This is a genomic window from Streptomyces sp. NPDC091280, from assembly GCF_044768565.1.
Lineage (GTDB): Bacteria > Actinomycetota > Actinomycetes > Streptomycetales > Streptomycetaceae > Streptomyces.
This window is the reverse complement of sequence record NZ_JBIVUZ010000003.1, coordinates 276,803-298,746: the sequence shown is the minus strand read 5'-3', so window position 1 is coordinate 298,746 and position 21,944 is coordinate 276,803. Positions and strand designations below refer to the sequence as shown.

At 68.2% G+C, this 21,944-nt stretch carries 23 protein-coding genes; 12 read left to right on the top strand and 11 right to left on the bottom strand.

Annotated elements, in window-relative coordinates; genetic code table 11:
- Positions 1-49: 49 nt before the first annotated feature.
- Positions 50-1,018 carry a ribosome-inactivating family protein gene (locus ACIQPR_RS11405; RefSeq protein ID WP_403645485.1) on the bottom strand — a complete coding sequence of 323 codons (969 nt, stop codon included), beginning with the start codon at positions 1,016-1,018 and terminating at the stop codon, positions 50-52.
- A gap of 155 nt (positions 1,019-1,173) precedes the next feature.
- Between ACIQPR_RS11405 and ACIQPR_RS11400 the strand changes: the two genes are divergently transcribed.
- Positions 1,174-1,734, top strand: a complete 561-nt coding sequence (locus ACIQPR_RS11400; RefSeq protein WP_403645482.1) for a Uma2 family endonuclease — start codon at positions 1,174-1,176, stop codon at positions 1,732-1,734.
- Between the two features lie 247 nt (positions 1,735-1,981).
- On the opposite strand, the gene ACIQPR_RS11395 is transcribed toward ACIQPR_RS11400, so the two are convergent.
- Positions 1,982-2,299 (bottom strand): DUF6401 family natural product biosynthesis protein, encoded by a 318-nt coding sequence (locus ACIQPR_RS11395; protein ID WP_403645479.1) that lies wholly within the window; start codon positions 2,297-2,299, stop codon positions 1,982-1,984.
- 113 nt (positions 2,300-2,412) lie between these two features.
- Here ACIQPR_RS11395 and ACIQPR_RS11390 point away from each other — a divergent pair, with 113 nt between their 5' ends.
- The 6 genes from ACIQPR_RS11390 (at position 2,413) to ACIQPR_RS11365 (ending at position 6,952) form a co-directional block, all read left to right on the top strand.
- Positions 2,413-3,252, top strand: a complete 840-nt coding sequence (locus ACIQPR_RS11390) for a helix-turn-helix domain-containing protein (RefSeq protein ID WP_403645476.1) — start codon at positions 2,413-2,415, stop codon at positions 3,250-3,252.
- Positions 3,221-3,478 carry a DUF397 domain-containing protein gene (locus ACIQPR_RS11385; RefSeq protein ID WP_403645473.1) on the top strand — a complete coding sequence of 86 codons (258 nt, stop codon included), beginning with the start codon at positions 3,221-3,223 and terminating at the stop codon, positions 3,476-3,478. Before ACIQPR_RS11390 ends, ACIQPR_RS11385 begins: the two co-directional genes overlap by 32 nt.
- Positions 3,479-3,486: 8 nt before the next feature.
- Positions 3,487-3,672 carry a DUF397 domain-containing protein gene (locus tag ACIQPR_RS11380; protein ID WP_403645471.1) on the top strand — a complete coding sequence of 62 codons (186 nt, stop codon included), beginning with the start codon at positions 3,487-3,489 and terminating at the stop codon, positions 3,670-3,672.
- A gap of 48 nt (positions 3,673-3,720) precedes the next feature.
- Complete coding sequence (locus tag ACIQPR_RS11375; protein WP_403645469.1) at positions 3,721-5,064, top strand: tetratricopeptide repeat protein; 1,344 nt, start codon at positions 3,721-3,723, stop codon at positions 5,062-5,064.
- A gap of 152 nt (positions 5,065-5,216) precedes the next feature.
- Positions 5,217-6,176, top strand: coding sequence for a permease (locus ACIQPR_RS11370; RefSeq protein WP_403646455.1), 960 nt, complete (start codon positions 5,217-5,219; stop codon positions 6,174-6,176).
- Positions 6,176-6,952 carry a TIGR03943 family putative permease subunit gene (locus ACIQPR_RS11365; protein ID WP_403645466.1) on the top strand — a complete coding sequence of 259 codons (777 nt, stop codon included), beginning with the start codon at positions 6,176-6,178 and terminating at the stop codon, positions 6,950-6,952. The genes ACIQPR_RS11370 and ACIQPR_RS11365 overlap by 1 nt, the downstream gene beginning before the upstream one ends.
- Before the next feature lie 31 nt (positions 6,953-6,983).
- On the opposite strand, the gene ACIQPR_RS11360 is transcribed toward ACIQPR_RS11365, so the two are convergent.
- The 5 genes from ACIQPR_RS11360 to ACIQPR_RS11340 all read right to left on the bottom strand — a co-directional run bounded on the left by ACIQPR_RS11360 (position 6,984) and on the right by ACIQPR_RS11340 (position 10,628).
- On the bottom strand, positions 6,984-7,787 hold the full coding sequence (locus tag ACIQPR_RS11360; protein WP_403645463.1) for a hypothetical protein: 804 nt from the start codon (positions 7,785-7,787) through the stop codon (positions 6,984-6,986).
- Between the two features lie 21 nt (positions 7,788-7,808).
- The gene (locus ACIQPR_RS11355; RefSeq protein ID WP_403645460.1) at positions 7,809-8,672 is read right to left on the bottom strand and encodes a radical SAM/SPASM domain-containing protein; all 864 of its coding nucleotides are present in this window, start codon (positions 8,670-8,672) and stop codon (positions 7,809-7,811) included.
- A 164-nt stretch (positions 8,673-8,836) separates the two neighbouring features.
- Positions 8,837-9,625, bottom strand: coding sequence for a protein kinase (locus ACIQPR_RS11350; RefSeq protein WP_403646452.1), 789 nt, complete (start codon positions 9,623-9,625; stop codon positions 8,837-8,839).
- A gap of 122 nt (positions 9,626-9,747) precedes the next feature.
- Positions 9,748-10,191 carry a glycine-rich domain-containing protein gene (locus ACIQPR_RS11345; RefSeq protein WP_403645457.1) on the bottom strand — a complete coding sequence of 148 codons (444 nt, stop codon included), beginning with the start codon at positions 10,189-10,191 and terminating at the stop codon, positions 9,748-9,750.
- 194 nt (positions 10,192-10,385) lie between these two features.
- Complete coding sequence (locus tag ACIQPR_RS11340; RefSeq protein ID WP_403645454.1) at positions 10,386-10,628, bottom strand: hypothetical protein; 243 nt, start codon at positions 10,626-10,628, stop codon at positions 10,386-10,388.
- Between the two features lie 113 nt (positions 10,629-10,741).
- On the opposite strand from ACIQPR_RS11340, the gene ACIQPR_RS11335 reads away from it, so the two are divergent.
- Positions 10,742-12,082 (top strand): helix-turn-helix domain-containing protein, encoded by a 1,341-nt coding sequence (locus ACIQPR_RS11335; RefSeq protein WP_403645451.1) that lies wholly within the window; start codon positions 10,742-10,744, stop codon positions 12,080-12,082.
- Here the strand turns inward: ACIQPR_RS11335 and ACIQPR_RS11330 are convergent.
- The 3 genes from ACIQPR_RS11330 to ACIQPR_RS11320 form a co-directional block, all read right to left on the bottom strand.
- A complete protein-coding gene (locus ACIQPR_RS11330; protein ID WP_266859130.1) occupies positions 12,060-12,593 on the bottom strand; it encodes an NUDIX hydrolase in 534 nt (177 codons plus the stop codon). The genes ACIQPR_RS11335 and ACIQPR_RS11330 overlap by 23 nt on opposite strands.
- Before the next feature lie 141 nt (positions 12,594-12,734).
- Positions 12,735-14,480 (bottom strand): ATP-dependent nuclease, encoded by a 1,746-nt coding sequence (locus tag ACIQPR_RS11325; protein WP_403645448.1) that lies wholly within the window; start codon positions 14,478-14,480, stop codon positions 12,735-12,737.
- A 396-nt stretch (positions 14,481-14,876) separates the two neighbouring features.
- Positions 14,877-15,659: a hypothetical protein gene (locus tag ACIQPR_RS11320; protein WP_403645445.1), complete on the bottom strand. Its 783-nt coding sequence runs from the start codon at positions 15,657-15,659 to the stop codon at positions 14,877-14,879.
- A gap of 258 nt (positions 15,660-15,917) precedes the next feature.
- Between ACIQPR_RS11320 and ACIQPR_RS11315 the strand changes: the two genes are divergently transcribed.
- From ACIQPR_RS11315 to ACIQPR_RS11305, 3 genes are all read left to right on the top strand, one after another.
- Positions 15,918-16,616: a type 1 glutamine amidotransferase domain-containing protein gene (locus ACIQPR_RS11315; protein WP_403645442.1), complete on the top strand. Its 699-nt coding sequence runs from the start codon at positions 15,918-15,920 to the stop codon at positions 16,614-16,616.
- Between the two features lie 200 nt (positions 16,617-16,816).
- Entirely contained in the window at positions 16,817-18,067 is a 1,251-nt protein-coding gene (thrS, locus tag ACIQPR_RS11310; protein WP_403645439.1) for a threonine--tRNA ligase, read from the top strand.
- Positions 18,068-18,109: 42 nt separating this feature from the next.
- Positions 18,110-19,069 carry a nucleoside hydrolase gene (locus tag ACIQPR_RS11305; protein ID WP_403645436.1) on the top strand — a complete coding sequence of 320 codons (960 nt, stop codon included), beginning with the start codon at positions 18,110-18,112 and terminating at the stop codon, positions 19,067-19,069.
- 86 nt (positions 19,070-19,155) lie between these two features.
- Here the strand turns inward: ACIQPR_RS11305 and ACIQPR_RS11300 are convergent, their stop codons facing one another.
- On the bottom strand, positions 19,156-20,115 hold the full coding sequence (locus ACIQPR_RS11300; protein ID WP_403645433.1) for an LAETG motif-containing sortase-dependent surface protein: 960 nt from the start codon (positions 20,113-20,115) through the stop codon (positions 19,156-19,158).
- Between the two features lie 165 nt (positions 20,116-20,280).
- Here ACIQPR_RS11300 and ACIQPR_RS11295 point away from each other — a divergent pair, with 165 nt between their 5' ends.
- Positions 20,281-21,942: a glycoside hydrolase family 13 protein gene (locus ACIQPR_RS11295; RefSeq protein WP_403645429.1), complete on the top strand. Its 1,662-nt coding sequence runs from the start codon at positions 20,281-20,283 to the stop codon at positions 21,940-21,942.
- Positions 21,943-21,944: the final 2 nt, after the last annotated feature.

Below are 21,944 nucleotides of genomic sequence, written 5' to 3'. Positions count from 1 at the left end.
GGCACTGCCGGGCGGGGCCGCTCATCGGCCCCGCCCGGCAGTCGTGGGGTCAGCGCCCCTTGGACGTGTTGAGGATGTACTGCGCGTACAGGGTCGCCGTCGTGAGGACGATCGCCACCGCGTCGCCGAAGATGTCCCGCCGGTAGCCGGTGAGGGGATGCGGGTCCTGGTAGCCCTGGGGGTGGTGGAGGAGTTCGTTGAAGCGGGTGCTCAGCGCGCCCCAGTTGTTCTCCTGCGCGGCGAGCTGCGCGGGCAGGTACAGAGCGCTGCCCGAACTGCCGATGCTGAGGGCGATGTCGTCGCGGATGGGCCGGAAGCGGGCCGCCTCGGAGATGAACTGGGTCATGCGCAGCGCACCGCGGGCCAGCAGCAGGTTGGCCACGTTGTTGCCCCGGTTGTACATGTACTGGGCGGCCCCGTTGATGGACGCCTGGCTGATCTGGATGCCGGCGCGGTGCTCGTTGGCCGCGGTCTCCAGGCTGGAGTAGTTCTCGCTCGCCACGCGGACCCAGTGGTCGGCGTCACGCCGCTTGCCGTTGTCCATGCGGGAGCGCTCGCCGTAGGGGGGCGTGTTGCTGGGGCGGTCGCCGAGGTAGTAGTAGGTGTTCTTGTACGACCACCAGCCGAGCAGGTACATGTTGCGCCGGTCGAACTGGAGGCGCACCAGGTTGCCGTCCTCCATGACGATGTCGACCTGGAGGTACAGGTTGCCGTTGTTCTCGTTGGTGTGGTCGACCTGGTAGGCGTTGCCCGCACCGGCCACGCTGGTGGACCCGCCGTCGTTGACCTGGGCGCGGATCGAGTTGATGAAGTTGACGTAGGTCGTGCCGTCGGACCCGATCTTGAAGGTGGGGTTCCCGTCGGCCGCGCTCGCGCTCGACAGCACGCCGAGCGGGCCGAGCAGGGTGGCGACGACCGCGAGCACGAGGGTGGTCACGACGGAGGCGACGGTGCTCCTACGGGGACCGAGGACCGCGGGCCGCGGCCCGGCCGCCGGTTCGACATCTGTGGGTGCCATGCGCTGATCTCCAGGTGTTCGGTGCCGGGAACCCGGCGCGGAGGTACGGAAACCAACGATTACCGGTAAATGAGTTGATTTCCCGCACCCTCGCCCACCCGAATCAACGACGTAGCTACGATGGCTCCAGGGCAGGTCACGAGGGAGATCCGGCATTGATCGAGCAGGCCGCGTACCGTCACCTGCGTGCCCGACGCGAGCGTTTCACGCCACCGCCGGGCTGCACACGGCCGGAGATCAGCGACGGCGTGTTCGTGATGACGATGACCCCTTGTCACCGACACGAGCTGACGGTCGCGGACGTCCGTGACCGGCTCGCGGCACGGGTTCCGGACGGTGTCCGCGTCCACGAGGCGGCCGACATCGAGGGCGAGGCCCTGGGGCGGCTCCGCATCGCCGACCTGGTCGTCACCGCCGACGGGTCCGGGCCCCTCCTGGCTGTCGAGATCGTCGCCCCGGCGAACCCCGACACCGACTACGAGGACAAGAGCCGCGACTACCCGGCGATGGGCATCCCGCACTATCTGATCGTCGACCCGCGTGACGGCATGTGCACGTACCAGTGGGGGATCGGTGGACGGCGCGGTTTCCCGGAGTACGAGAACCGGCTGCGCCTGCCCTACGGGAACACCGTCACCGTCGCGGGAAGGTGGCCGCTCGACACGAGCGGTCTGCCGCTCTACTCGCGCAAGGACATGATGCTTCCGCCCGAGTGAGACACCGGCGGGCGGTCCGCCGCCTTGGCCGGGCTCGCCGCCGCGGCGCCGATCAGGGCGGCCACGGCGATGACGGCGGCGCAGAATCCTCTGACGTAACGCGCGGACATACCAACCTCGCAACGACAGTGACAGCGACGGCAATGACAGCAACGAGTTAAGCACGCTTAATGGGTGCCTAACTTAAGGGGTTGGAGTGCGCAACGGGAAGGGCTTCAGGGGGAGTTGAGCCAACGGAAACCCGTTTTCAGTCACCCCGGCGCTGCTCCGGGAGCAGCCCGTGCCGGTGCACCAGCCAGCTGATGGCCGTCAGCCTGCACACCGCGTAGTCGTGCCCGACCGGCTCCCGCCAGTCCAGCTCCGCGAGCGCGTCCAGGAAGCCGAGCGCGTAGTCGGTGAGGTCGGCGGAGTCCGGCGGCGGAGGGGTCAGCTCCGGACCGCCCGCCGAGAGCCGTTCCCGCAGTTCGGCGACGTGCTGGTCCACCGCGGCCGTGAAGGCAGGCTCGAAGGCGAACTCCGCGAAGCGGGGCCCGTAAGAGCTGCTGATCTTGGCCAAAGGGGACATTTCTTCACCGTACGGCAGTGGGGGCGGGGTGAGTTACGTGATTCCCGTCACGACCCCGGCACCCGCTGGTTACGCTCGGCGACAGGCCGTAACTACTCGGAGGTGGCTGTCGCATGGTCCACGTTCGTCAACTCGACCCGAGCGCATCCCCGTTGGACTACTTCGGCTACGAGTGCCGTCGCCTGCGCGAGGCGGCCGGGATGACGCTGGAACAGCTCGGCAAGGTGATCTACTGCACGGGCTCCCTGATCGGCCAGGTCGAGACGGCGTCGAAGGTCCCGAGCCGGACGTTCGCGGAGGCGCTCGACGCGGCGTTCATGACGGACGGCTTCTTCAGCCGCCTGCTCAAGCTGGTCCTGCGGAGCCAGCTGCCGAAGTGGTTCCAGCCGTATGCCGAGATGGAGGCGAAGGCGTCCTTCATCTCCACGTATCAGTGTCAGTTGGCGCATGGCCTCCTTCAGACACCGGAGTACGCGGCGGCACTGTTGGCCGTCGACGAGCCGCACAGGGTGGAGGAGATGGTCGCGGCCCGGATGGAACGGCAGCGCATCCTGGAGAAGAAGCAGCCGCCCGCGGTCTGGGTCATCCTGGACGAGTCCGTGCTGTTCCGGATGGTCGGCGACCGCGCAGTCATGCGCAACCAACTCGCCCGCCTGGTGAGCTATCGGGACAACCCCTGGGCGAACATCCAGGTGCTGCCGTTCTCCGTGGGAGCGCACACCGGAATGATGGGCTCTTTCACGCTCCTCCGCTTCGACGACGACCCGGACATCCACTACTCCGAGGGATACGACCAGGGGCACATGACTGCCAACCCAGAGGTCATCAGGGAGCGTTCGGTCGGCTACGCTCGCTTGCAGGCGGGGGCCCTCTCTGTGAAGGACTCTGCCGACCTGATCGCGCGCGTGATGGAGGAACGTTATGGAGACCGGGCGACAGACGACGTGGCGTAAGTCCAGTTACAGCGGCACCAACGGCGGTGAGTGCGTCGAGTGTGCCCCCCTCGGCACCGTGGAGTGGCGCAAGTCGTCCTTCAGCGGCACCAACGGCGGCGACTGCGTCGAGATCGCCGACACCACCGCCCCCTGCGTCGCCGTCCGCGATTCGAAGGCGGCTCCGGGCGGAGCGATCCTCACGGTCTCCCGCGCGCGCTTCGTGGAGTTCATCGACTCACTCTGAGGAGCACCGTGGCACCGGTCAACGCGCAGTGGCGTAAGTCCAGTTACAGCGGCAGCAACGGCGGCGAATGCGTGGAGATCGCGGAGTTCGCCCCGCGCATCGCCATCCGCGATTCGAAGGCGGCCCCCGGCGGAGCCGTCCTCACCATCTCCCGTCGTTCCTTCTCCGTGTTCGTCAACTCACTCTCGATGTAACTGAGTTACTGGCCAGTCTGTAACTCGGCTTACTGGCATGATTAATGCATGGTGAGACGGGACGACCCGGAAGTCATCGGGCGCAGGGTCCAGCAGTTGCGGCACGAACGCGGGCTCACCCAGCGGCAGTTGGCCGAGCCCGCCTACACCCCCGCGTACATCTCCACGCTTGAGGCCGGCCGGGTCCGCCCCTCCGACGACGCGCTGCGCCACCTCGCGGAACGGCTCGGTGTCGCCTACGACGAGCTGGCGACCGGCCGCCCCGCCCACCTCGCCACCGAACTGCGCCTGCGGCTGACCGGTGCCCAACGCACCCTGGCGACCGGGGAGTCGGAGGAGGCCGCGGAGCAGTACGCCGAACTCCTCGCGGAGGCGGAGTCGCACGGGCTGGTCGACGAGGAGGCCGTCGCCCTGCTCGGACTCGGCGAGTGCGGGCTCGACACCGGTGACCTGTCCGCCGCCCGTATGTACTTCGAGCGGGCCGAGCGACGCCTCGCCGACGAACCCCTCCCCGCCCGCGTCCCCGCCCTGCGCGGCCGTGCCGTGGCGCACTACCTCACCGGTGAACTCCGGTACGCCGTATACCTGTTGGAGTCCACCCTCGACGAGCTGAACCGCGGCGGCCTGCACGACCCGGACGCGCTCCTGCTGCTCTACGCGAGCGCGATAGGGCCGTACATGGACATGGGCGCGCACGCGCGGGCGGCCCAGGCGGCGGAGTTGGCGCTCGCGCTCGCCCCGCAGGTCGCGGACCCGGCGCTGCTGGCACGCATGCACCGGTCGGTCGCGCGGACGCTGATCGCGGAGGGCCGGGTCGCGGAGGCGGACGCGTCACTCGCGAAGGCGGCGGAACTGTACCGCCAGCTCCAGTTCCGCACCGAACTCGCCAACTGCCACTGGATGCGCGGCTACGTCTACGCCCAGGACGGCGAACTTGAGCGCGCCGAGGTCGAGTTGAGGCAGGCGCTGGACATGCTGACGGCGAAGCGCGCGGCGCTGTACAGCAGCCAGGTCGCCGTCGAGCTGGCCGACGTACTGCACCGGCGCGGCAAGTCGGAGGAGGCCGCGACTCTCCTGCGCGACGTCCTCAACGACCTCAGCTCCGAACGCGGCGCCCTGCACTCCGCCGCCGCCCACCGCCTCCTCGGCATCATCGCCGAGGACGCCCGCGACACGGACGCGGCCGAGGAGCACTACGTTCGCGCCCTCAGCCTCCTGGAACGCGCGGGCGCGGCCGGTGACCTGGCCGACCTGTGCCGGATGCTCGGCGACCTGTTCCGCCGTACCGGCCGGGTGGAAGCGGCGCTCGACGCCTACCGCACGGGCCTCGGCCACCGTACGGCCCCCGGGACGACGACCCTGGGTCCGGCCCCCGCACAGCCACCTCTTTGACAAATCGGGGATACCGCACAGCGCTGACGGCTACCGTGCGACGTACGAGTCGTCATGATTCGTAGTGAGTCGTACGAAACGGATGAGACGGGCGCGTGCGGGTGCAGAACGAACGGACCGTGGTCGACGGCCTGCGCCTGGCCGTACGCGCCATGGTCTACGCGGTGCTCGGCGGCGCCGCCCTCATCGCCATCGCGACGGTCGTCTCCGTCCTCGGCCCGATGCTCGCGCTCGACCTCTACACCCCACCGGTGGCGGCCTGGTGGACGGTCTTCACGGCGGTGGCCGTACAGGGCGTCCCCTTCCTGCTGCTGGGCACGGTGGTGTCGGCGGCGATCGGCGCGTTCGTCCCCGAGCGGGTGTTCACCCGCCTCCTCCCCCGCAACCAGGCACTGGCCGTCCCGATCGCGGGCGCGGCCGGAGCCGTACTCCCCGGCTGCGAGTGCGCGTCGGTACCGGTGGCGAGCAGCCTGATGAGAAGGGGAGTGGCCCCGGCGGCGGCCCTGGCGTTCTTGTTGTCGGCCCCCGCGATCAACCCGGTTGTCCTGGTGGCCACTTCGATCGCGTTCCCGGGCCAGCCGAAGATGGTGCTCGGCCGCCTGGTCGCCTCCCTCGCGACGGCGGTGGTGATGGGCTGGCTGTGGGCGCGCTTCGGCAGGGAGGAATGGCTACGACTCCCCAATGGCCACAAGCGATCCGCGCACTCGACGGCGGGCGTGAAGGCGTTCGTCGCGGGCCTCCAGCACGACTTCCTGCACGCGGGCGGCTTCCTGGTGCTGGGCGCGGCAGCGGCGGCGACCTTCAACATCGCCGTACCGCGCTCGATCCTGGACGTCTTCACGGGCTCGTCCTGGCTGTCCCTGCTCCTTCTCGCCCTCCTCGCGGTGGTGCTGTGCGTGTGCAGCGAGGCGGACGCGTTCGTCGCGGCCTCCCTCAGCGGCTTCTCCCCGGCGGCGAAACTGGCGTTCATGGTGGTGGGCCCGATGGTCGACCTGAAACTGATCGCCTTGCAGGCGGGCACGTTCGGCCGCTCCTTCGCCCTCCGCTTCTCCTCGACGACCTGGCTGGTCGCGGTGGCGAGCAGCACGCTGGTGGGCTGGTGGTTGCTGTGATGCGACGCCACGGCCCGGCGGCCCTGCTCCTCCTGACGGGCGGCGCGGTCCTGCGCATCTCCCTCTTCAGCGACCTGTACCTGCGGTACGTACAGCCGGCGCTGCGGCCGTATCTGGTGATCTCGGGTTCGCTGCTGGTGGTGTTGGGGGCGGTGGCGGCGGTCAGAGTCCTGCTGGACAGGCACGACGAGGAGAACGACGAGAACGACGAGAACGACGAGAACGAGGAACACGACCACGGGAAGGAAGAAGGACGCCCCCATGGCCATGGCCATGGCCATGGCATCGCCTGGCTCCTCACCCTCCCCGCCCTGGCTCTCCTCCTCTTCCCACCCCCCGCACTCGGCTCATACAGCGCGTCCCGCGAACAGGCACAACTGGCGGCACAGGGAGTGGGCACCTTCCCCGCCCTGCCCGCCGCCAAGGTGCTGGACATCTCGGTCGCCCAGTACAGCTCCCGCGCGATCTACGACACCGGCCACTCCCTCAAGGGCCGCACACTCCGCATGACGGGCTTCGTCACCCACGGCTCGAACGGCACCTGGTACGTCACCCGCCTCGTCGTCACCTGCTGCGCGGCCGACGCGACGACCAGCAAGGTCGAGATCAGAGGCACCGAGTCGACCGACGCCCCCCAGACCGACACCTGGGTCACGGTCACCGGCACCTGGCTCCCCAAGGGCAAACTCGGCACGGACGGGGCATGGCCCCCACTCCTCGACGCGAAGACGGTCACCGAGGTGAAACAGCCGGCGGATCCGTACGAGAAGCGCTGACGCGCGGCTGAAGGCGATCCGGTTTTACGCGCTACTCCGGTGTGACACTTCTGTGCTCGGTCCACGCCCGGCACGCGTCGACCATGGCCTTCAGCCAGTCCACGTCGGGCTTCCGGTCGACAGCGGCCCGGTACATCCGCAGATTGGCGGCAGCGAAGGCATTGATCGCCTGCGGGACTGCCGTGCGCCACGCGGGCAACCGCTCCGCCCACTTCTCGGCATCGCCCGGGGTGTGCCCGGCCGCGATGAGCTGGAGGACCAGGAGAGCAGGGTCGATGAACCCCGCGCCCCGAGTCGGCCACGCCCAGTCGACCGCCCACACCCGCCGCTTCACGACGATGAGATTGCTCGGATTGATGTCGGTGTGGAGAAGCGAGTCACCCCGGAACCACTCGGCCTCCGAACTGTCTGCGGTGAACCGGTCCCATCGCGTCTCGCACCAGTCCTGGGCGATCCGCGGGAGGGACAGCCGACCGATCTCGCCGATCGCGTCGACCACCAGGGCGAGGTCGGGTGACTCGGGCGCGAAGTCGGCCGACCGGCCGTCGATCACATCGAACCCCAGGACCAACCAGTCCTCGGCCTCCACATCCCACAGCAGGGGCGGAGAGATGTGCCCGAGGTGGGCGTTGATCCGTCTTTCCCTGCTGAGCGAGTCCCGCCGGCCGCCCGGCCGGTTCCGCATCGCCTTGACGAAGAACGGTCCTCTGTCGCAGTCCACCACAGCCGTCAGGTCCGAGCTGAAGCCGCGCTCGGTCCGGCGGATCGCGTTCACGGAGCCCGTGTGTTCCTCGATCAGGGGGAGGATCGCGGATTCGGGAAGATCGGTGTCCATGGTTAGTGGTTCGTGGTCCGTTCAGTTCCTCGGGGTGCACTCACTCCCGGGTGTCCCCGGAGAGCACTCGTCGTCGGTGTCGGGAGTACAGGACCGGGCGACGCGCCCGGCTCGAATCGCGCTGTTGGCCCGTGCGATCTCGGGGCCGCCGAGGATAGCGCCCAGGGGTGCGTGCTGGACGTTTCCCACGCTCAGCCACGTGGAGAACACGCACGGGGAGACCGACCCGTCCGGACCGACGCAGACGCGCCCGTCCCCACATCGCCCGCACAGCCCGTCCGCGCACGGTTCCCGCCCGTTCGCCCCGCGCCCGAAGGGCCTCACGTGATCGACCCGGACGTTCCGCACACCCAGGGCCGCCAGCTCGCGCTTGACCTCCTCCCCGGTGTCGGACGGATCGGAGACGATCACAGACACCCGGATCGGAATGTCCTCCGCCACCGCCTTCACGATGTTCGCTCGGGTACGGGCGTGACTGTTCCGCCCGGTGACCGCGTTGTGCGCGTCTTCCCGGCCGTAGTACGACGTGGCCAGGCTGACGTGCTCCCGCCGGAGCAGGCTCCACCAACTTCCGTTCAGGTGAACCATGTTGCTGTACACCTCGACCGCGAGGCCGAGCTTCAGCGCGTACTCGACCAGGGCCGGCGCGTCGGGGTGCAAGGTGACCTCACCCCCGGTGAACTGCACTCGGGAGACACCGACCCCGGCGGCTTCGTCGAGCACGCGTGTCCAGTCCTCGGTGGTCATCGAGCCATGTGTCCCGTCCGGGCCGGACTCGTTGTGGCAGTGGCCACAGGCGAGTTGACACTTCCGGGTGAGGTCGAGCCACACAAGGCCGGGCGCACGCGTGCCCTTGTGGATCGACGCCTCTGTGACAACAGCCATGCGCTTCCCTCTCGTTGGTTGTCCGCGATGTGACGTACGAGGTACTGCGAATTGCGCCCCGCTCCGGGCGGACCACGACCAGTCCGGTCGGTCCGGCCCGCGTGTCGTCGGCCGTAGCCGTGCGAGCGCCGCCGATACCCGGCGCTTCGGCACCGGGTTCGGGATCAGTTCAGGGCTTTGCCCACTTCGTGGATGGTGGGTCGGTCCTCCGGTGCCGGGCTGAGCATCGCGTCGACCAACTCGCCCAGTTCACCGCTCACTTTCACCCGCCGACGCCGACTGTTCGCTACGGCCTCTCTCTGCACCGAGCGGGGAGCGTCGTCCGGGTACTCGATCGCTCGCCAGCCGGTGGCGGAGATGAGAAGGGAGGCGCCGAGCGCGTAGATGTCGGCTTCCTCGGTCGGCTCGGCTTCTCCGGTGGCGAGCACGCTTCGGGCGATCTCCGGTGCCTCGTAGTGGACGAGGCAGCCGCGGAACGGGAAGTCGTAGCCCTCGGGCACCTGTGCGCCTCGGGCAAGGGCGAGGTCGATGAGGTGGGTGTGCTCCGGCCCGATGATGAAGTGGGCGGGTTGTACGTCACCGTGTACCCAGCCCTTGGCGTGGAGTTCGGCCAAGGCCTGGACGCAACTCGCCGCCACGCTGATATGCGGTGCGACGGACGAGCCGGACCGACGGCACGGCTCCCACAGTTGATACAGATCCGGCCCCTCGTGCCACGGCTGGAAGTTCCAAGTCCCTTGCTCCCACTCGCCGTACGCGAAGTCGACGAAGCCGAGGCGATGCAGTACGGCCCCTTCGCGAGCGGGCGCGAGGGCGGTCCAGGGCTGGGCGGACCAGTCGGCGGTGGCTTCGATCGGATAGCCGACCTTCACGGCGTAGTGGCCCCGATGGCTCTGGACTTCCCAGACCATGGAGCCTCGACGGTTGAGCACCAGGCGCTGGCTCGTGGGCATGAGCGCGTCGAGCACCACGGTCGGCAGTTCAGGTGGTGGTTCGGTGGGCAACGTCTGTTCCCTTCCAGGCGAGCACGACCGACCACGAACCGAGGCCGGCCGCGACGCTGATGTGGTGGGTGTTACGCCTGACCGTATGGTCGGCCGCAGTCCGAGTCGCACTGCGCGAGGTTCCCGCCGCCTACGGTCCACAGGTCGTCGAAGACCATGAACCCGGCCGCCTTCATGGCGCGTGCGGAGGTGATGACTTTCTCCGGGTCGCGGCCTCCGCCGCCCGGCTTCGGGTTGTGGTGCAGGAAGCGGACCGCGTATCGGTCGCACAGCTTCGCGTACTCCCTCGTGTGCAGGATGAGCGCGTGCAGGCCGAGGTCGACGTCGTCCGACGGAACCATGGGGACGGCGGCCGTGGCTGCGGTGACCAGGAAGGCGACCGCCTGGTCCGCGATCCGTTCGGCACGATGGGGCGGCTGGCCGTTGTGGACGACCACGAAGTGGGCGAGGCTCTCGAACAACTCCTCACCGGCCACCGCGCGACCGGACTTCCGACCGTTCGCCGTTGTCGTCATGCGAGTACTCCTTGTGTGTGGCGGTGCGTGGATTGGATGGCGGCTCCGAACGAGCAAGGGGGAACGGGGAGTTGGCGCCCGTTCGGGGCGGCCCGTCTACTGCCCCATGGCGAGAGCCATGCCGATCTCCAGGCCGCACGAGCCGCCGATCACGACCACGAACAAGACTCCTGCGCACCGACTGACAGCACGCGTCACAGCCCATCCCGACTGTTGCCGTTCTTGATAGCCAGACGCGCGCTGAGTTCCTCTCGTGGACTCGGTGCCACTAGGTCGTCCGGCATGGCGTCCCATTCCGTGCCGCCACCGATCGGCCTTATCTGCACCCGACCGCCGACCTCACCCATGACGACGCCGATCCGGTCTCGGGCGCTGTCCTTCGCCAGTTCACCGATGCCTGGTCTGGTCTGCTGGTTGCTCGCCATGTGAAGGAGCATCGCGATCAGGGGGCCTGCGCCAAAAGGCCAGGTGGATTACCCAACTTGGGTAATATCGCGAGAAGTAGATAGTCCGTGACGTTGCGTAGCCCTCGCAGTGTGGGAGCTTGCCAATGCCCGACGCAGACCGGCCGCAGGAACTGCCCGCCAGACTGCTCACCGATCCCGAGATGATCGATGCTTGCCGGGTGCGGGACTTCGCCTTGGTCTTCCGGCTGTTGAAGACCAAGGCGGGCATCTATCCGTCGATGATCGCCAGGCGCTGCGAACTGACGCCCAGTCGCGTCGGTGAAGTCATCGCAGGGCAACGTCAGTTGCGGCACATGGACGTCGTCGAGCGCATCGCGGACGGCTTGCGTATCCCGGGGCACATGCTGGGGCTTGCGCGTCGCGAGTGGGAGACGCCTCAAGCTCTTCTGGTCACCGAGCGAGAGCCCCCACAAGCACCGGAGCCTGAGCAGGAGCCCAGCGCGTCTCTGCCTGGTCCCGACGTGGACAGCATCTTGGCGCTTGCCACGCGAACGAGCTTGAGCGCAGCCACACTTGAGGCCTTTCGTTCGTCCATCGAGGACTACTGGCGACGCGACGACCAGCACGGCGGCGAGGCTCTGAGGCCGGCCATCGTCGGTCAACTCCGGCATGTTGTCGGCCTCTTAAAGGAGAGCCGCTCACCGTCCATCCAGAACGGCTTGTACGGAATCGCGGCTGAGCTGGCCCGCCTCACCGGCTGGACGTACTTCGACGCCCGCCAGTACAACCAGGCCCGCGCGTACTTCACCGAAGCACTGCACCTGGCCAAAGAGATCGACGACCGCCAGTTCATGGCCAACGTCCTTGCCTGTATGAGCTTGCAGGGCACGTACCAAGACAAGCCCGCGGACTCTCTGGCCCTCGTGACTGCCGCCCAGGATCAGGCCCGGTCAGCACTCGACACCACCCCACGTGTCCAGTCCATGCTGTCGATGCGCGAAGCCTTCGCTCACGCCACGCTCGGCAACCGGGACTCTACCCACCGGGCGATTGGGGAGGCCCACCGCCATTTCCAGCAGATTCGAGAGAACGACCCGGACCCGTCGTGGGTGACGTACTTCGACGAGACGAAGCTGATCGTGGACACGGGCATCGCTCACGGTCGACTGGGCGAAGCCGCGATCGCCGAACCCTTGATCGCAGACGCTTTGCGGCGCGAGACCCATTCCAACCAGCGCGGTCGGGCGTTCCACTCGTTCTGGCTGGCTCGTACGCAGTTGGACCAAGGCAAACTTGAACAGGCGTGCCACACCGCCACACAGGCGCTGGGACCCGCTTCAGCAGTGGGATCCGAGCGGGTCTCGGGCCATCTCAGGGAGTTCTACGATCAGTTGGCCCCACACAGGCAGGAGCCAGTAGCCCTGGCCTTCGAGGCACGGCTACGGGAACTTCTCCCACCAGTCAGCGGATCGCTTCGTCCATGAGGAGGTAGAGCAGGCCGACGAGAGAACCGCTGCTCACGACCTCGCGGCGGTCGATCATGCCTCGCACTTCGGAGAGGGGAATCCACTCGATGCGGTCGGACTCGTTCTTTTCCGTGGGAGGCCCGGCGTAGGTCGCGCCGTCCGCGCGGAAGACGTGATGCTGCGAGTCGGTGATGCCGTTGGCCGGCTCGGCGTAGATCAGAGGCTTGATAGGGCCGGGGCGCCACCCAGTCTCTTCCAGCACTTCACGAGCTGCCGCCTCCTCTGGAGTCTCGTTCTCCTCGACCAGGCCCATGGGCAACTCCCAGGCCCACGAGTCCGTGATGAAGCGATGCCGCCACATCATCAGGACCTCTTGGCGGTCGTTGACCACGGCGGCCACGGCCAAGTGGCGGAGGCGTACGACGTGGTACTCCCACCTGCGCCCGTCAGGCTGTTGGACGTCGACCAAGCACAGGTTCACCCACTTGTTCGTGTAGATCTGCCGCTCACCGTGCGTCTTCCACTCCATACCTGCGACCCCTCTCGATCGGTCTCCAGGATCTCAGACCGATTCGCAGAGAGTCGCGCATATGAAGCAATTCACGTCAGGCTGACGAGATGTGTAGGGAAAATGGCACTATATGCCCTATCATGATCGAAGTCGGGCGCGCTAGAGGCCGAGGATTCTCCGTAGGTGATTTTGGGCGGGGGGCTGTAGATGGTAGCCAGCCGTGATTGCTGCAGGAACCCATTCCGGGCCCTTCTTCACTTCCAGAGTGGGTGCAAACCCTTCGAGTTCCCCTACTCTCACTGCCACAATCCCCAGATTATCCAGTTTGGCGAGTAGATTCGCGGCGGCTGTCGCTGCGGCTGGCTTGCGATTCCAGGCGGTCTCACCGTAGTCCTTTAGTGCTTTCCAGGGGCTTTCCTTAGACCTCAGCAATGCGCGAAACTCTTCGGCTGTACCTGAGTCGAAAATTTCGCTCTGGCGATCCTTGAAAACTTCATTTAGTGAGTTGAGGATGACTGAAACTGGAAATTTGTCTCGCGGCTGCCTGAACGGGAGAGTGGCTTGATCGTAATCCTTTTCGAAGTCCTCCCAATTTCCATTGAGTGACGAAATGAGACGCTTCAAGAATGCCTTGTCATCCAAGATGTCAAGATCGGGGCTTGCTACGATTGGAACATGGGCAGAGGAGAGGACTTCGATCAGCAAACGCAGCCCCCCTTTTCCGCCTGAGGGAACAAATAGAACGTCGGATGGGGAAAAATGTAGCTCTTCTTGTGTGCTCAGATGCTCCAAGGCGGCGCTGAAAAATGTACAGTCACGGTCCCCTTCTGCGAGGACCGTAAGTTTATGGAAAAGTCCATCGAGTACATTTGTGTGCCGCAATACCGGGTCTTCCCAGATTCGCTTCAAATTCGCCACACTCAATTGGTGGGCGGTAAGCTCATTTGATGCAGGGCGGTCTAGTCGGACAATGGAAATTTCGGCATCTGATAGTAGTAGACCCGAGAGGAAATTCTTGTCGTGAGTCGCCACCACGATTTGCATGCTCTTCTCTTTTGCCAGCTGGCCGAGAATCTTCCCCAACTGCGCTGCTTGTGGGGGATGCAAAAAGGCTTCTGGCTCGTCGATGAGAACAACGTGGTAGGAATTCGTGATGAGAGGCAGCATCAGTCCAATGAAGCTGCGCATGCCGTCACCTTGATACTCCAAGCGCGGCAGCGCTGAAAGTGACTCTCTGTACTCGGATGTGATTCTGTCTAGGCGTGGCGCATCGGCGGATGGAGAGCCAATTCGAATATTGACTCCCTTGCTTAGCGTGTCAAGTGTCAGTTGGCGCTTGAATACTTGCATGCACAAGTCGTTAAGTTCTTCAAAAATCGCAGCGTCGTCTTGAAGTGTGTGGATTGGATGGGCGGGGGGATCTTCGAAGCTGTCTCGCATCTCTACGGGTCCAACTGAAGAAATTCTATTCCATGGATCGCCAAAATAAACAACGAATGGCTGCAGGGTATTTAGGCCTCTACCGTATTTTCCGCTACTCAATTGATGTGGCACCTGGTCGAGGGTGATTTCGCCGCCTCCGGGTCGGTAAAATCGACGCGGCGTTGTGCCTCTTCTGCTTCGGGAGTGCTTTTCAATCCAAGATTGCGCGTCGTGTGCTCCGCCAGTAATTTGCAGTTCCATCCCCTCCACGAGAACCGGCGCTCCGGGGAATGATTGGCCACTGAACCCTTGGACGCTTAGAGCATTCATCTGCTTGAGAACCGTCGATTTTCCAACATTATTTGGTCCTACGAATACGGTAACTCCGGGCTTGGGTAGTGTGATCTGCTGCCCGTGTGCTAGGCGGATATCTGCAAAACTGACGTTGAAGTCAGAGTGGCCGCTGCCTGCTTGCTCTTCCATGCCAAACTCCAGACTGTCGGTCTGATCTACCTTGCTGCCCTATGATGCCCAACTCGCCGCATTGGTGCCCGGTCTTGGCGTAGTGCACGCGTTCAGAGGCGTACATCCTCTGCGGCTGCACGCCTTATGAAGCTACGGTCAACGAGCGAGCCAGGATCGCTACCATGAGCGATCGAGGGGTGAGGTTGGTACTGCTCCACGTGGTGTGGTGCCCGATCCTATGGATGCAGGAGGTTGCAAGTCTCCGTGCAGAAGACAGGGACTGTGGACCCCGTGTGGACCACGGACTCTGCACAAGGCTCGCGCTCGGTACGCTGTACCCGCCCCACCCCAGGTGGCGAGGGGCACAGGTGGGTTCCCCGAGCGGCCTAAGGAAACAGTCTCGAAAAGGAACCCCTACACCTGCACCCGCCCCTGCAACTGCACCTCAGTGAGCCGCTGCGCCCCCACCTCCAGTGCTCGGCCCATCGCGTCCGGAGGGACGTTCGCCAGGCCGCCGTTCGTGAGGGTGATGGTGTCGCCGCCGATGCGGACGGCGGCGGTGTCCAGGGTGAGGGTGGACTGGTCGCCCTCCGGGGTGGTGCCGGTGAGGGTGACGTGGAGGCCCTCGCGGGCGTCGCCGACGTTCGGGAGGGTGGCCTCCGTGACGGTCACCGTCTGCGGGCCCGAGCGCGTCGTCGCCGCCGTGAACTGGGCGCACTTCTGCGGGAGCGTCTTCAGCCAGGCCAGCGCGCGGTTCACGTCGGCCGGTGGGAACGCGGCCACCTGGTAGTGGAGTTGGGCCTCGTCGTCGGTGTCGTCGAGGCCGATCACCGCCTGGGCGGTGGCGGGCGTGCCGAGGAGTTCGTCGGCGTAGAGCGCGTCCAGGAGGCGTTGGCAGTCGGGGTCGGCGGTCTTCGCCTTGAGGAGGCTGTCGCGCCAGGTCGCCGTGCCCTGGGTTGGGGTCCAGGGGGCGCCCAGGTCCGCGTCCGTGATCAGTGCCGTCTGCGCCTGCGCCTGGGTGAGGACGGGGGCCGCGGCCGGGGACGCGTGGGCGGCCGGGGTGCGTACCGCCGAGGGGGAGGGCGCGCTGGTCACCTTGTGCAGGGCGGCCTCGTTCGCACAGCCCGCCGCCGTCAGCACGGCGCTCGCCGACAGCGCCGAGACGAGGAGGAGGACACGGGCCGGGGAACGGGTCATCAAGGGTCCCTCCTGGGGCGGACGCGCGTGGCGCGGTTGTGTGGCGCTGGTGTCGGCGCGTGCTCCCACGGCACCATCGCCCGTGCCCGCCCACCAGCGCTCCGGGCCGTCCGGGTGACGGGCCGCCTCCGCGCGGGCCATCGGGAAACCAATACCGGCCATTCGATTCGTCATTGGCCGCGCGTCCGCGCCCCGCCTACGGTCGAACTACTGTCGAAGTCACCTCGTCCAGCCGATCCGACCTCCTGGAGACCCCCCATGTCGAAGATCCTCTTCGTGCTGACCGGCGCCGACCACCTCACCCTGGCCGACGGCACCCCGCACCCCACCGGCTACTGGGCCGAGGAGGCCGTCACCCCGTACGAGGCGTTCAAGGCCGCCGGCCACGAGGTCGTCGTAGCGACGCCCGGCGGGGTCGTACCGCCCGTGGACCGGGGCAGCCTGGCCGCTGACTTCAACGGCGGCCAGGAGAACGCCGACCGGGTCGCCGCCCTGCTCGCGTCGAGCCCCGAGTTCCAGCACCCGGTCAAGCTGACCGAGGTCGACCTCGCCGACTACGACGCCGTGTACTACCCCGGCGGCCACGGCCCGATGGAGGACCTCGCCGTCGACGCCGACTCCGGCCGCCTCCTCACCCTGGCCCTCGCCTCCGGCAAGCCGCTCGGCGTGGTCTGCCACGGGCCCGCCGCGCTCCTCCCGGCCACCAAGGAGGACGGTACGAACGCCTTCGCCGGGCGGCGGCTCACCGGGTTCACCAACGACGAGGAGACCCAGGGCGGCCTCGCCGACAAGGTGAAGTGGCTGCTCCAGGACCGGCTGGTGGAACTCGGCGCGGACTTCCGGCACGGCGAGCCGTGGGCGCCGTACGTCGTGGTCGACGGCAATCTCGTCACCGGTCAGAACCCGGCGTCCTCCGCGCCGGTCGCCGACGAGCTCCTCAAGAAGCTGGGCGCCTGAAAATCCGTGGCCGGGGCGGTCGTACGACTGCTACGGTCCGCCGCATGAAGCGCGCCAAGCCGTTCGAGTCCGCCAGGACGACGACGCCGGAGAGTGTCCCGGCGCGCTGACTGCTGACCCAAGTCGAAGCCCCGGGGCGAGTGCCCCGGGGTTTCGTGGTGCTCGCTCCTTGGCTTCCGAGATCACCGAGGGAGTTCACCATGGACGACCAGCACCTGCACGACCAGCACTTGCACGACCACCGACGGCTCGGCCGCGAACTCGGTCTCTTCGACACCGACCCGCTGATGGGCGCGGGACTGCCGTACTGGCTGCCGGACGGTGCCGTCGTACGGCATCAACTGGAAGAGTATGTGAGGGAGTTGGAGTGCGCGGCCGGGTATCGGCACGTGTATTCGCCGGTGTTGGGGAAGCGCGAGCTGTACGAGATCTCCGGGCACTGGGCGCACTACGGCGACGACATGTTCCCGCCGATGCGGCTGGGCGGTGGCGGTGAGGAGGTCGTGCTGCGGCCCAGTCTCTGTCCCCACCACGCGCTCATCTATCGGTCCCGGTCGCACAGTTATCGCGAACTCCCGCTCCGGATCGCCGAGTTGGGCGGCATGTACCGCTCCGAGCTGTCCGGTGTGCTGGGCGGGCTGACCCGCGTGCGGGCCATCCAGCTCAACGACGCCCATATCTTCTGCACCCTCGACCAGGCCGTCGAGGAGGCCCGCGCCGCCCTCGCCCTCATCGCCCGCGCCTACGCCGACCTCGGCATCCGCGCCTCCCGCCACCGGCTGTCGCTGCCGGGCGACGGCGCCAAGTACGTTGCCGATCCGGCCCTTTGGCGGCGGGCCACCGCACTGTTGCGGGAGGTGCTGGACGGTTCGGGGATCGCGTACGACGCCGTCGAGGGCGAGGCCGCCTTCTACGGGCCGAAGATCGACGTCCAGATCGTCGACCCGGCCGGCCGCGAGGCCACCCTCTCCACCGTCCAGATCGACTTCCACCAGCCCGAACGCTTCGACCTCGACTACATCGGCCCCGACGGGGCGAAACACCGGCCGGTCATGGTGCACCGCAGCGTCGTCGGGAGCGTGGAGCGGGCGGTGGCGCAGCTGGTGGAGCAGCACGGCGGGGCGTTCCCGGCGTGGCTGGCGCCCGTGCAACTGGCCGTCCTCCCGGTGTCCGAGGCGCAGGAGCGGCAGGCCCACGACCTCGCCGAGCGGGCCCGCGCCCGGGGACTGCGTGCCGAGGTCGCCGCCGAGGGCAGCCTCGGTGCCCGGATCCGGGCGGCGCGGCTGGTCCCGTACCAGGTGGTGATCGGGGAACGCGAGGCCGACGCGGGCCTGGTCGCCGTACGGCTGCGGGACGGTCGCCGGGTCGACCCGCTGCCGCCCGCCGAGCTGCTGCACCGCGTCACCGCGCGGGTCGGGGCGCGCGGCACCGAACTGTGGGCGGATGCGTAAGGTCACCCTTGATCCGCCGAACAGCTGCGAGAGGACCCTGCCGTGACCGGTCAGCCCATCCCCGTGATCATCGACTGCGACACGGGGGTCGACGACGCCCTGGCGCTGCTGTTCGCCGTCCGCCACCCGGGCCTGGACCTGCGCGCGGTGACCTGCGTGGCCGGGAACACGGACGTCGACCAGGTCGTACGGAACACCCTGATCGTCCTGGACCACGCCGGTGCCGCAGACATCCCGGTCGCGCGCGGCGCGGCCCGGCCGCTGATCGAACCGGCGCGGTCGGCCGCGCACGTCCACGGGCAGGACGGCATGGGCGACCTGGGGCTGCCCGCGTCGGCGCGCAGGCCCGTCGACGTGGACGCGGTGACGCTGCTGCGCCGCGAGATCCTGGCCTCGCCGAGCCCGGTCACCCTGATCCCCACCGCGCCGCTGACGAACATCGCGCTGCTGCTGCGCACGTTCCCCGAGGTGACGGCCAACATCGAGCGGATCGTGTTCATGGGCGGCGCGGTGGCGGTCGGGAACGCCACGCCCGTCGCCGAGTTCAACGTCTGGCACGACCCGGAGGCGGCGGCGATCCTGCTCACCGCGGGGGTGCCGATCACGATGTACGGCCTGGACGTCTTCGAGCGGGTCCAGGTCCCGGCCGCCGACGTCCAGCGGCTGCGGGAGAGCGCGGAACCCCGGCTGAGGCTGGCGGGCGACCTGCTGGCCCACCGCGACCCGGCCGCCTCCGGGGACCCCACGCCCACCGGCGGTCTCGGCGACGCGGGCGCGGTCTGCGCGGTCGCCGACCCGGCCGGCCTCACCACCCGCCTCCTGCCGGTCGAGGTCTCCCTCGCCCCCGGGCCGGGCCGGGGGCAGACGATCGTCGACCGCCGCCCCCGCCACGGCGAGTCCGAGATCCACGGCGGCGCCCGCGAACAGGCCCTGGTGGACGTCGGGTTGGACGTGGATGTGGAGCGCTACGTGAAGCTGTGGCTGGCGACCGTGGAAGGCTAGACCGGGAGACGGGACCGGGACCAGGGGAGATCCCCCACCCGATCCCCGGTCCCGTACGTACTCCGCTCGGTCGCCGCCCGCGAGGGCTACGAGTGCGACGAAGCCCGCCGACGTCGGGTGGCGACCACGATCGCCGCGCCGCCCGCCAGCAGGACCGCCGCGCCGCCGACCAGCGCGCCCGTGTTGCTGCCGCCACCCGTCTCCGCGAGGTCGCCGCCACCGCCGTTGGGCGAGGGGGCCGCCGGGGTGGCGGTCGTCTCGGAGGCGGACGGGGGCGGGGTGGACGACGAGCCCGGGGTCGACTCGGAGGCGCTCGGCGTCGGCGTCGGGGTCGAGGACTCCGAGGCGGGCGGGGTGGACTCCGAGGCCGGCGGCGGGACCGACGCGGGGGTGGACGGGGTCGGGGACGGCGACTCGGTGCTCGTGCAGTCCTTGCTGCCGCCGTTCCAGGCCGCGATCAGCTTGTCCTTGATGACCGGGTGGTCGGGGCCCTTGGGCAGGTCGCCGTGGACGAAGCCGTCGCCGGCGGCCGGGTTGCCGTCGAACTTGACGGCGCCGCGGTAGAGGTCGATCTGCGCGAAGCAGCCCTGGTCGGGCACCGAGATGTCGAGCGAGTCGGTCTGGCCCTTCTTCACGGTGACCGTGTCGAAGTCGACGAAGACCTGCTGGCCGGAGGTGGCGAAGGTCGGGCCGTGCGCGGTGTACGAGGCGAGCGAGGCGGTGCAGGTGGAGGCGTCGCCCGCGGTGCGGACCTTGATGTGGACCTTGCCGTCGTCGGTGGGCTTCAGGTTCTGGTCGTCGACCTTGACGGACGGGAAGAAGCCGGTGCCGTCCAGCGAGAACTGGCAGCCCTCGGTCTCGGTGACCGTGCCGGCGCCCGAACCTGGCTTGTAGTGGCCGCCGGACTCCCAGCCGTCACCGCCGCCGCCGTGTCCGCCGGTGGCCCAGGCGCCGGACGCGGCGGCCACGGAGGCGGCGGCGAGGGCGAGGGAGGCGGCGCCTGTCCCCAACAGGCGGCGCACGGTGACACGACTGGCTATGGACATACTGATCCCATCTGGCGTGTTCAGGGTGTGGAGGGTGTGGAGCAACGCGACGCGAGAAACACCGGGCTCACTGGTCACATGCGCCACAGCGTGTGCACATCGTGGGTCCACCGGAAGTTGACTGTCAACTTGCCTCGGCGCAGAGGGAATTCATAAGGAGACCACGTGACCGACCTGTCCTCCCGTGACCCGAACTGGTGGCGTCAGGCCGTTGTGTACCAGGTCTATCCGCGCAGTTTCACCGACGCGGACGGCGACGGGCTCGGCGATCTGCGGGGCGTCACCGAGCGGCTGCCGCATCTGGCCGCCCTGGGCGTCGACGCCCTCTGGCTCAGCCCCTTCTACCCCTCCGAACTCGCCGACGGCGGCTACGACGTCGCCGACCACCGCGCGGTCGACCCGCGCCTGGGCACCCTCGACGACTTCGACGCGATGGTCGCCGAGGCGCACCGGCTGGGCCTGAAGGTCATGGTCGACATCGTGCCCAACCACACCTCGCATCTGCACGGTTGGTTCCAGGAGGCGCTGGCCGCGGGGCCCGGTTCCGCCGCCCGCGACCGGTACGTGTTCCGGGACGGGCGCGGCGAGGAGGGCCAACTCCCGCCCACCGACTGGCCGTCCGTGTTCGGCGGCAGCGCATGGCGCCGACTGCCCGACGGGCAGTGGTACTTGCATCTCTTCACCCCCGAACAGCCGGACCTCAACTGGGCCGACGAGGAGGTGCGGGCCGACTTCCGCACCACGCTGCGCTTCTGGTCCGACCGGGGCGTCGACGGCTTCCGGATCGACGTGGCCCACGCGCTGGTGAAGGACCTGACCGAGCCGCTGCGCGACATCGGCCCGCTCGCGGCGAACGCCGAGGCCGTCCTCGACTCGATCCCGCCCGGCAGCCACCCCTACTACGACCGCGACGAGGTCCACGAGATCTACCGCGACTGGCGCCGTACGGTCTTCGACACCTTCGTCCCGCCGCGCATGGCGGTCGCCGAGGCCTGGGTGCCGGCCGCCCGCCGTGCGCTCTACGCCCGCCCCGACGAACTCGGCCAGGCCTTCAACTTCGAGTACCTGGAGGCCGGTTGGGACGCGGAGGAACTGCGCGAGGTGATCACCGGCTCGCTCGCCACGGCCCGCGCGGCAGGGGCCTCCGCCACCTGGGTGCTCTCCAACCACGACGTCGTACGGCACGCCTCGCGCCTGATGCTCCCGCCGGGCACCGACCCGAACAGCTGGCTGCTCTCCGACGGCCGCACCCCGCCCGTCGACCCGGCGGCAGGCCTGCGCAGGGCACGGGCCGCGACCCTGCTGATGCTGGCGCTGCCCGGTTCGTCGTACGTCTACCAGGGCGAGGAACTCGGACTCCCCGAGGTCGCCGACCTGCCCGTGGCGGTCCTCCAGGACCCGATCTGGGAACAACAGGGCCACACCCACAAGGGCCGCGACGGCTGCCGGGTCCCCCTGCCCTGGACCACGACCGGCCCGTCGTACGGCTTCGGGTCCGGCCCCGCGTGGCTGCCGCAGCCGACGACGTTCGCGTCGTACGCCGTCGAGGCACAGGAGGGGACCGAGGGCTCGACGCTGGAGTTCTACCGCACCGCGCTGCGGCTGCGCCGCAAGCTGCTCGACGGGGAGGCGCTGACCTGGGCCGCCGACAGCCCGCCCGGAGTGCTGGACTTCACGCGCTCCGAGGGCTGGCGGTGCGTCACCAACCTGTCGGCCGGTCCGGTCGCCCGGCCGCCGGGGGAGGTGCTGCTGAGCAGCGGACCGGCGGCGGGCGAGGGGCGGTCGGGACTGCTGGCCCCGGACACGACGGTGTGGCTGGGGGCGTAGCG

Excerpts from the sequence above, each read along its gene's own strand:
- ACIQPR_RS11405 (WP_403645485.1), bottom strand. The coding sequence starts at position 1,018 with ATGGCACCCACAGATGTCGAACCGGCGGCCGGGCCGCGGCCCGCGGTC.
- ACIQPR_RS11395 (WP_403645479.1), bottom strand. The coding sequence starts at position 2,299 with ATGTCCCCTTTGGCCAAGATCAGCAGCTCTTACGGGCCCCGCTTCGCG.
- ACIQPR_RS11390 (WP_403645476.1), top strand. The coding sequence starts at position 2,413 with ATGGTCCACGTTCGTCAACTCGACCCGAGCGCATCCCCGTTGGACTAC.
- ACIQPR_RS11385 (WP_403645473.1), top strand. The coding sequence starts at position 3,221 with ATGGAGACCGGGCGACAGACGACGTGGCGTAAGTCCAGTTACAGCGGC.
- ACIQPR_RS11375 (WP_403645469.1), top strand. The coding sequence starts at position 3,721 with ATGGTGAGACGGGACGACCCGGAAGTCATCGGGCGCAGGGTCCAGCAG.
- ACIQPR_RS11370 (WP_403646455.1), top strand. The coding sequence starts at position 5,217 with ATGGTCTACGCGGTGCTCGGCGGCGCCGCCCTCATCGCCATCGCGACG.
- ACIQPR_RS11365 (WP_403645466.1), top strand. The coding sequence starts at position 6,176 with ATGCGACGCCACGGCCCGGCGGCCCTGCTCCTCCTGACGGGCGGCGCG.
- ACIQPR_RS11360 (WP_403645463.1), bottom strand. The coding sequence starts at position 7,787 with ATGGACACCGATCTTCCCGAATCCGCGATCCTCCCCCTGATCGAGGAA.
- ACIQPR_RS11355 (WP_403645460.1), bottom strand. The coding sequence starts at position 8,672 with ATGGCTGTTGTCACAGAGGCGTCGATCCACAAGGGCACGCGTGCGCCC.
- ACIQPR_RS11350 (WP_403646452.1), bottom strand. The coding sequence starts at position 9,625 with ATGCCCACGAGCCAGCGCCTGGTGCTCAACCGTCGAGGCTCCATGGTC.
- ACIQPR_RS11345 (WP_403645457.1), bottom strand. The coding sequence starts at position 10,191 with ATGACGACAACGGCGAACGGTCGGAAGTCCGGTCGCGCGGTGGCCGGT.
- ACIQPR_RS11340 (WP_403645454.1), bottom strand. The coding sequence starts at position 10,628 with ATGCTCCTTCACATGGCGAGCAACCAGCAGACCAGACCAGGCATCGGT.
- ACIQPR_RS11335 (WP_403645451.1), top strand. The coding sequence starts at position 10,742 with ATGCCCGACGCAGACCGGCCGCAGGAACTGCCCGCCAGACTGCTCACC.
- ACIQPR_RS11330 (WP_266859130.1), bottom strand. The coding sequence starts at position 12,593 with ATGGAGTGGAAGACGCACGGTGAGCGGCAGATCTACACGAACAAGTGG.
- ACIQPR_RS11325 (WP_403645448.1), bottom strand. The coding sequence starts at position 14,480 with ATGGAAGAGCAAGCAGGCAGCGGCCACTCTGACTTCAACGTCAGTTTT.
- ACIQPR_RS11320 (WP_403645445.1), bottom strand. The coding sequence starts at position 15,659 with ATGACCCGTTCCCCGGCCCGTGTCCTCCTCCTCGTCTCGGCGCTGTCG.
- ACIQPR_RS11315 (WP_403645442.1), top strand. The coding sequence starts at position 15,918 with ATGTCGAAGATCCTCTTCGTGCTGACCGGCGCCGACCACCTCACCCTG.
- thrS (WP_403645439.1), top strand. The coding sequence starts at position 16,817 with ATGGACGACCAGCACCTGCACGACCAGCACTTGCACGACCACCGACGG.
- ACIQPR_RS11300 (WP_403645433.1), bottom strand. The coding sequence starts at position 20,115 with ATGTCCATAGCCAGTCGTGTCACCGTGCGCCGCCTGTTGGGGACAGGC.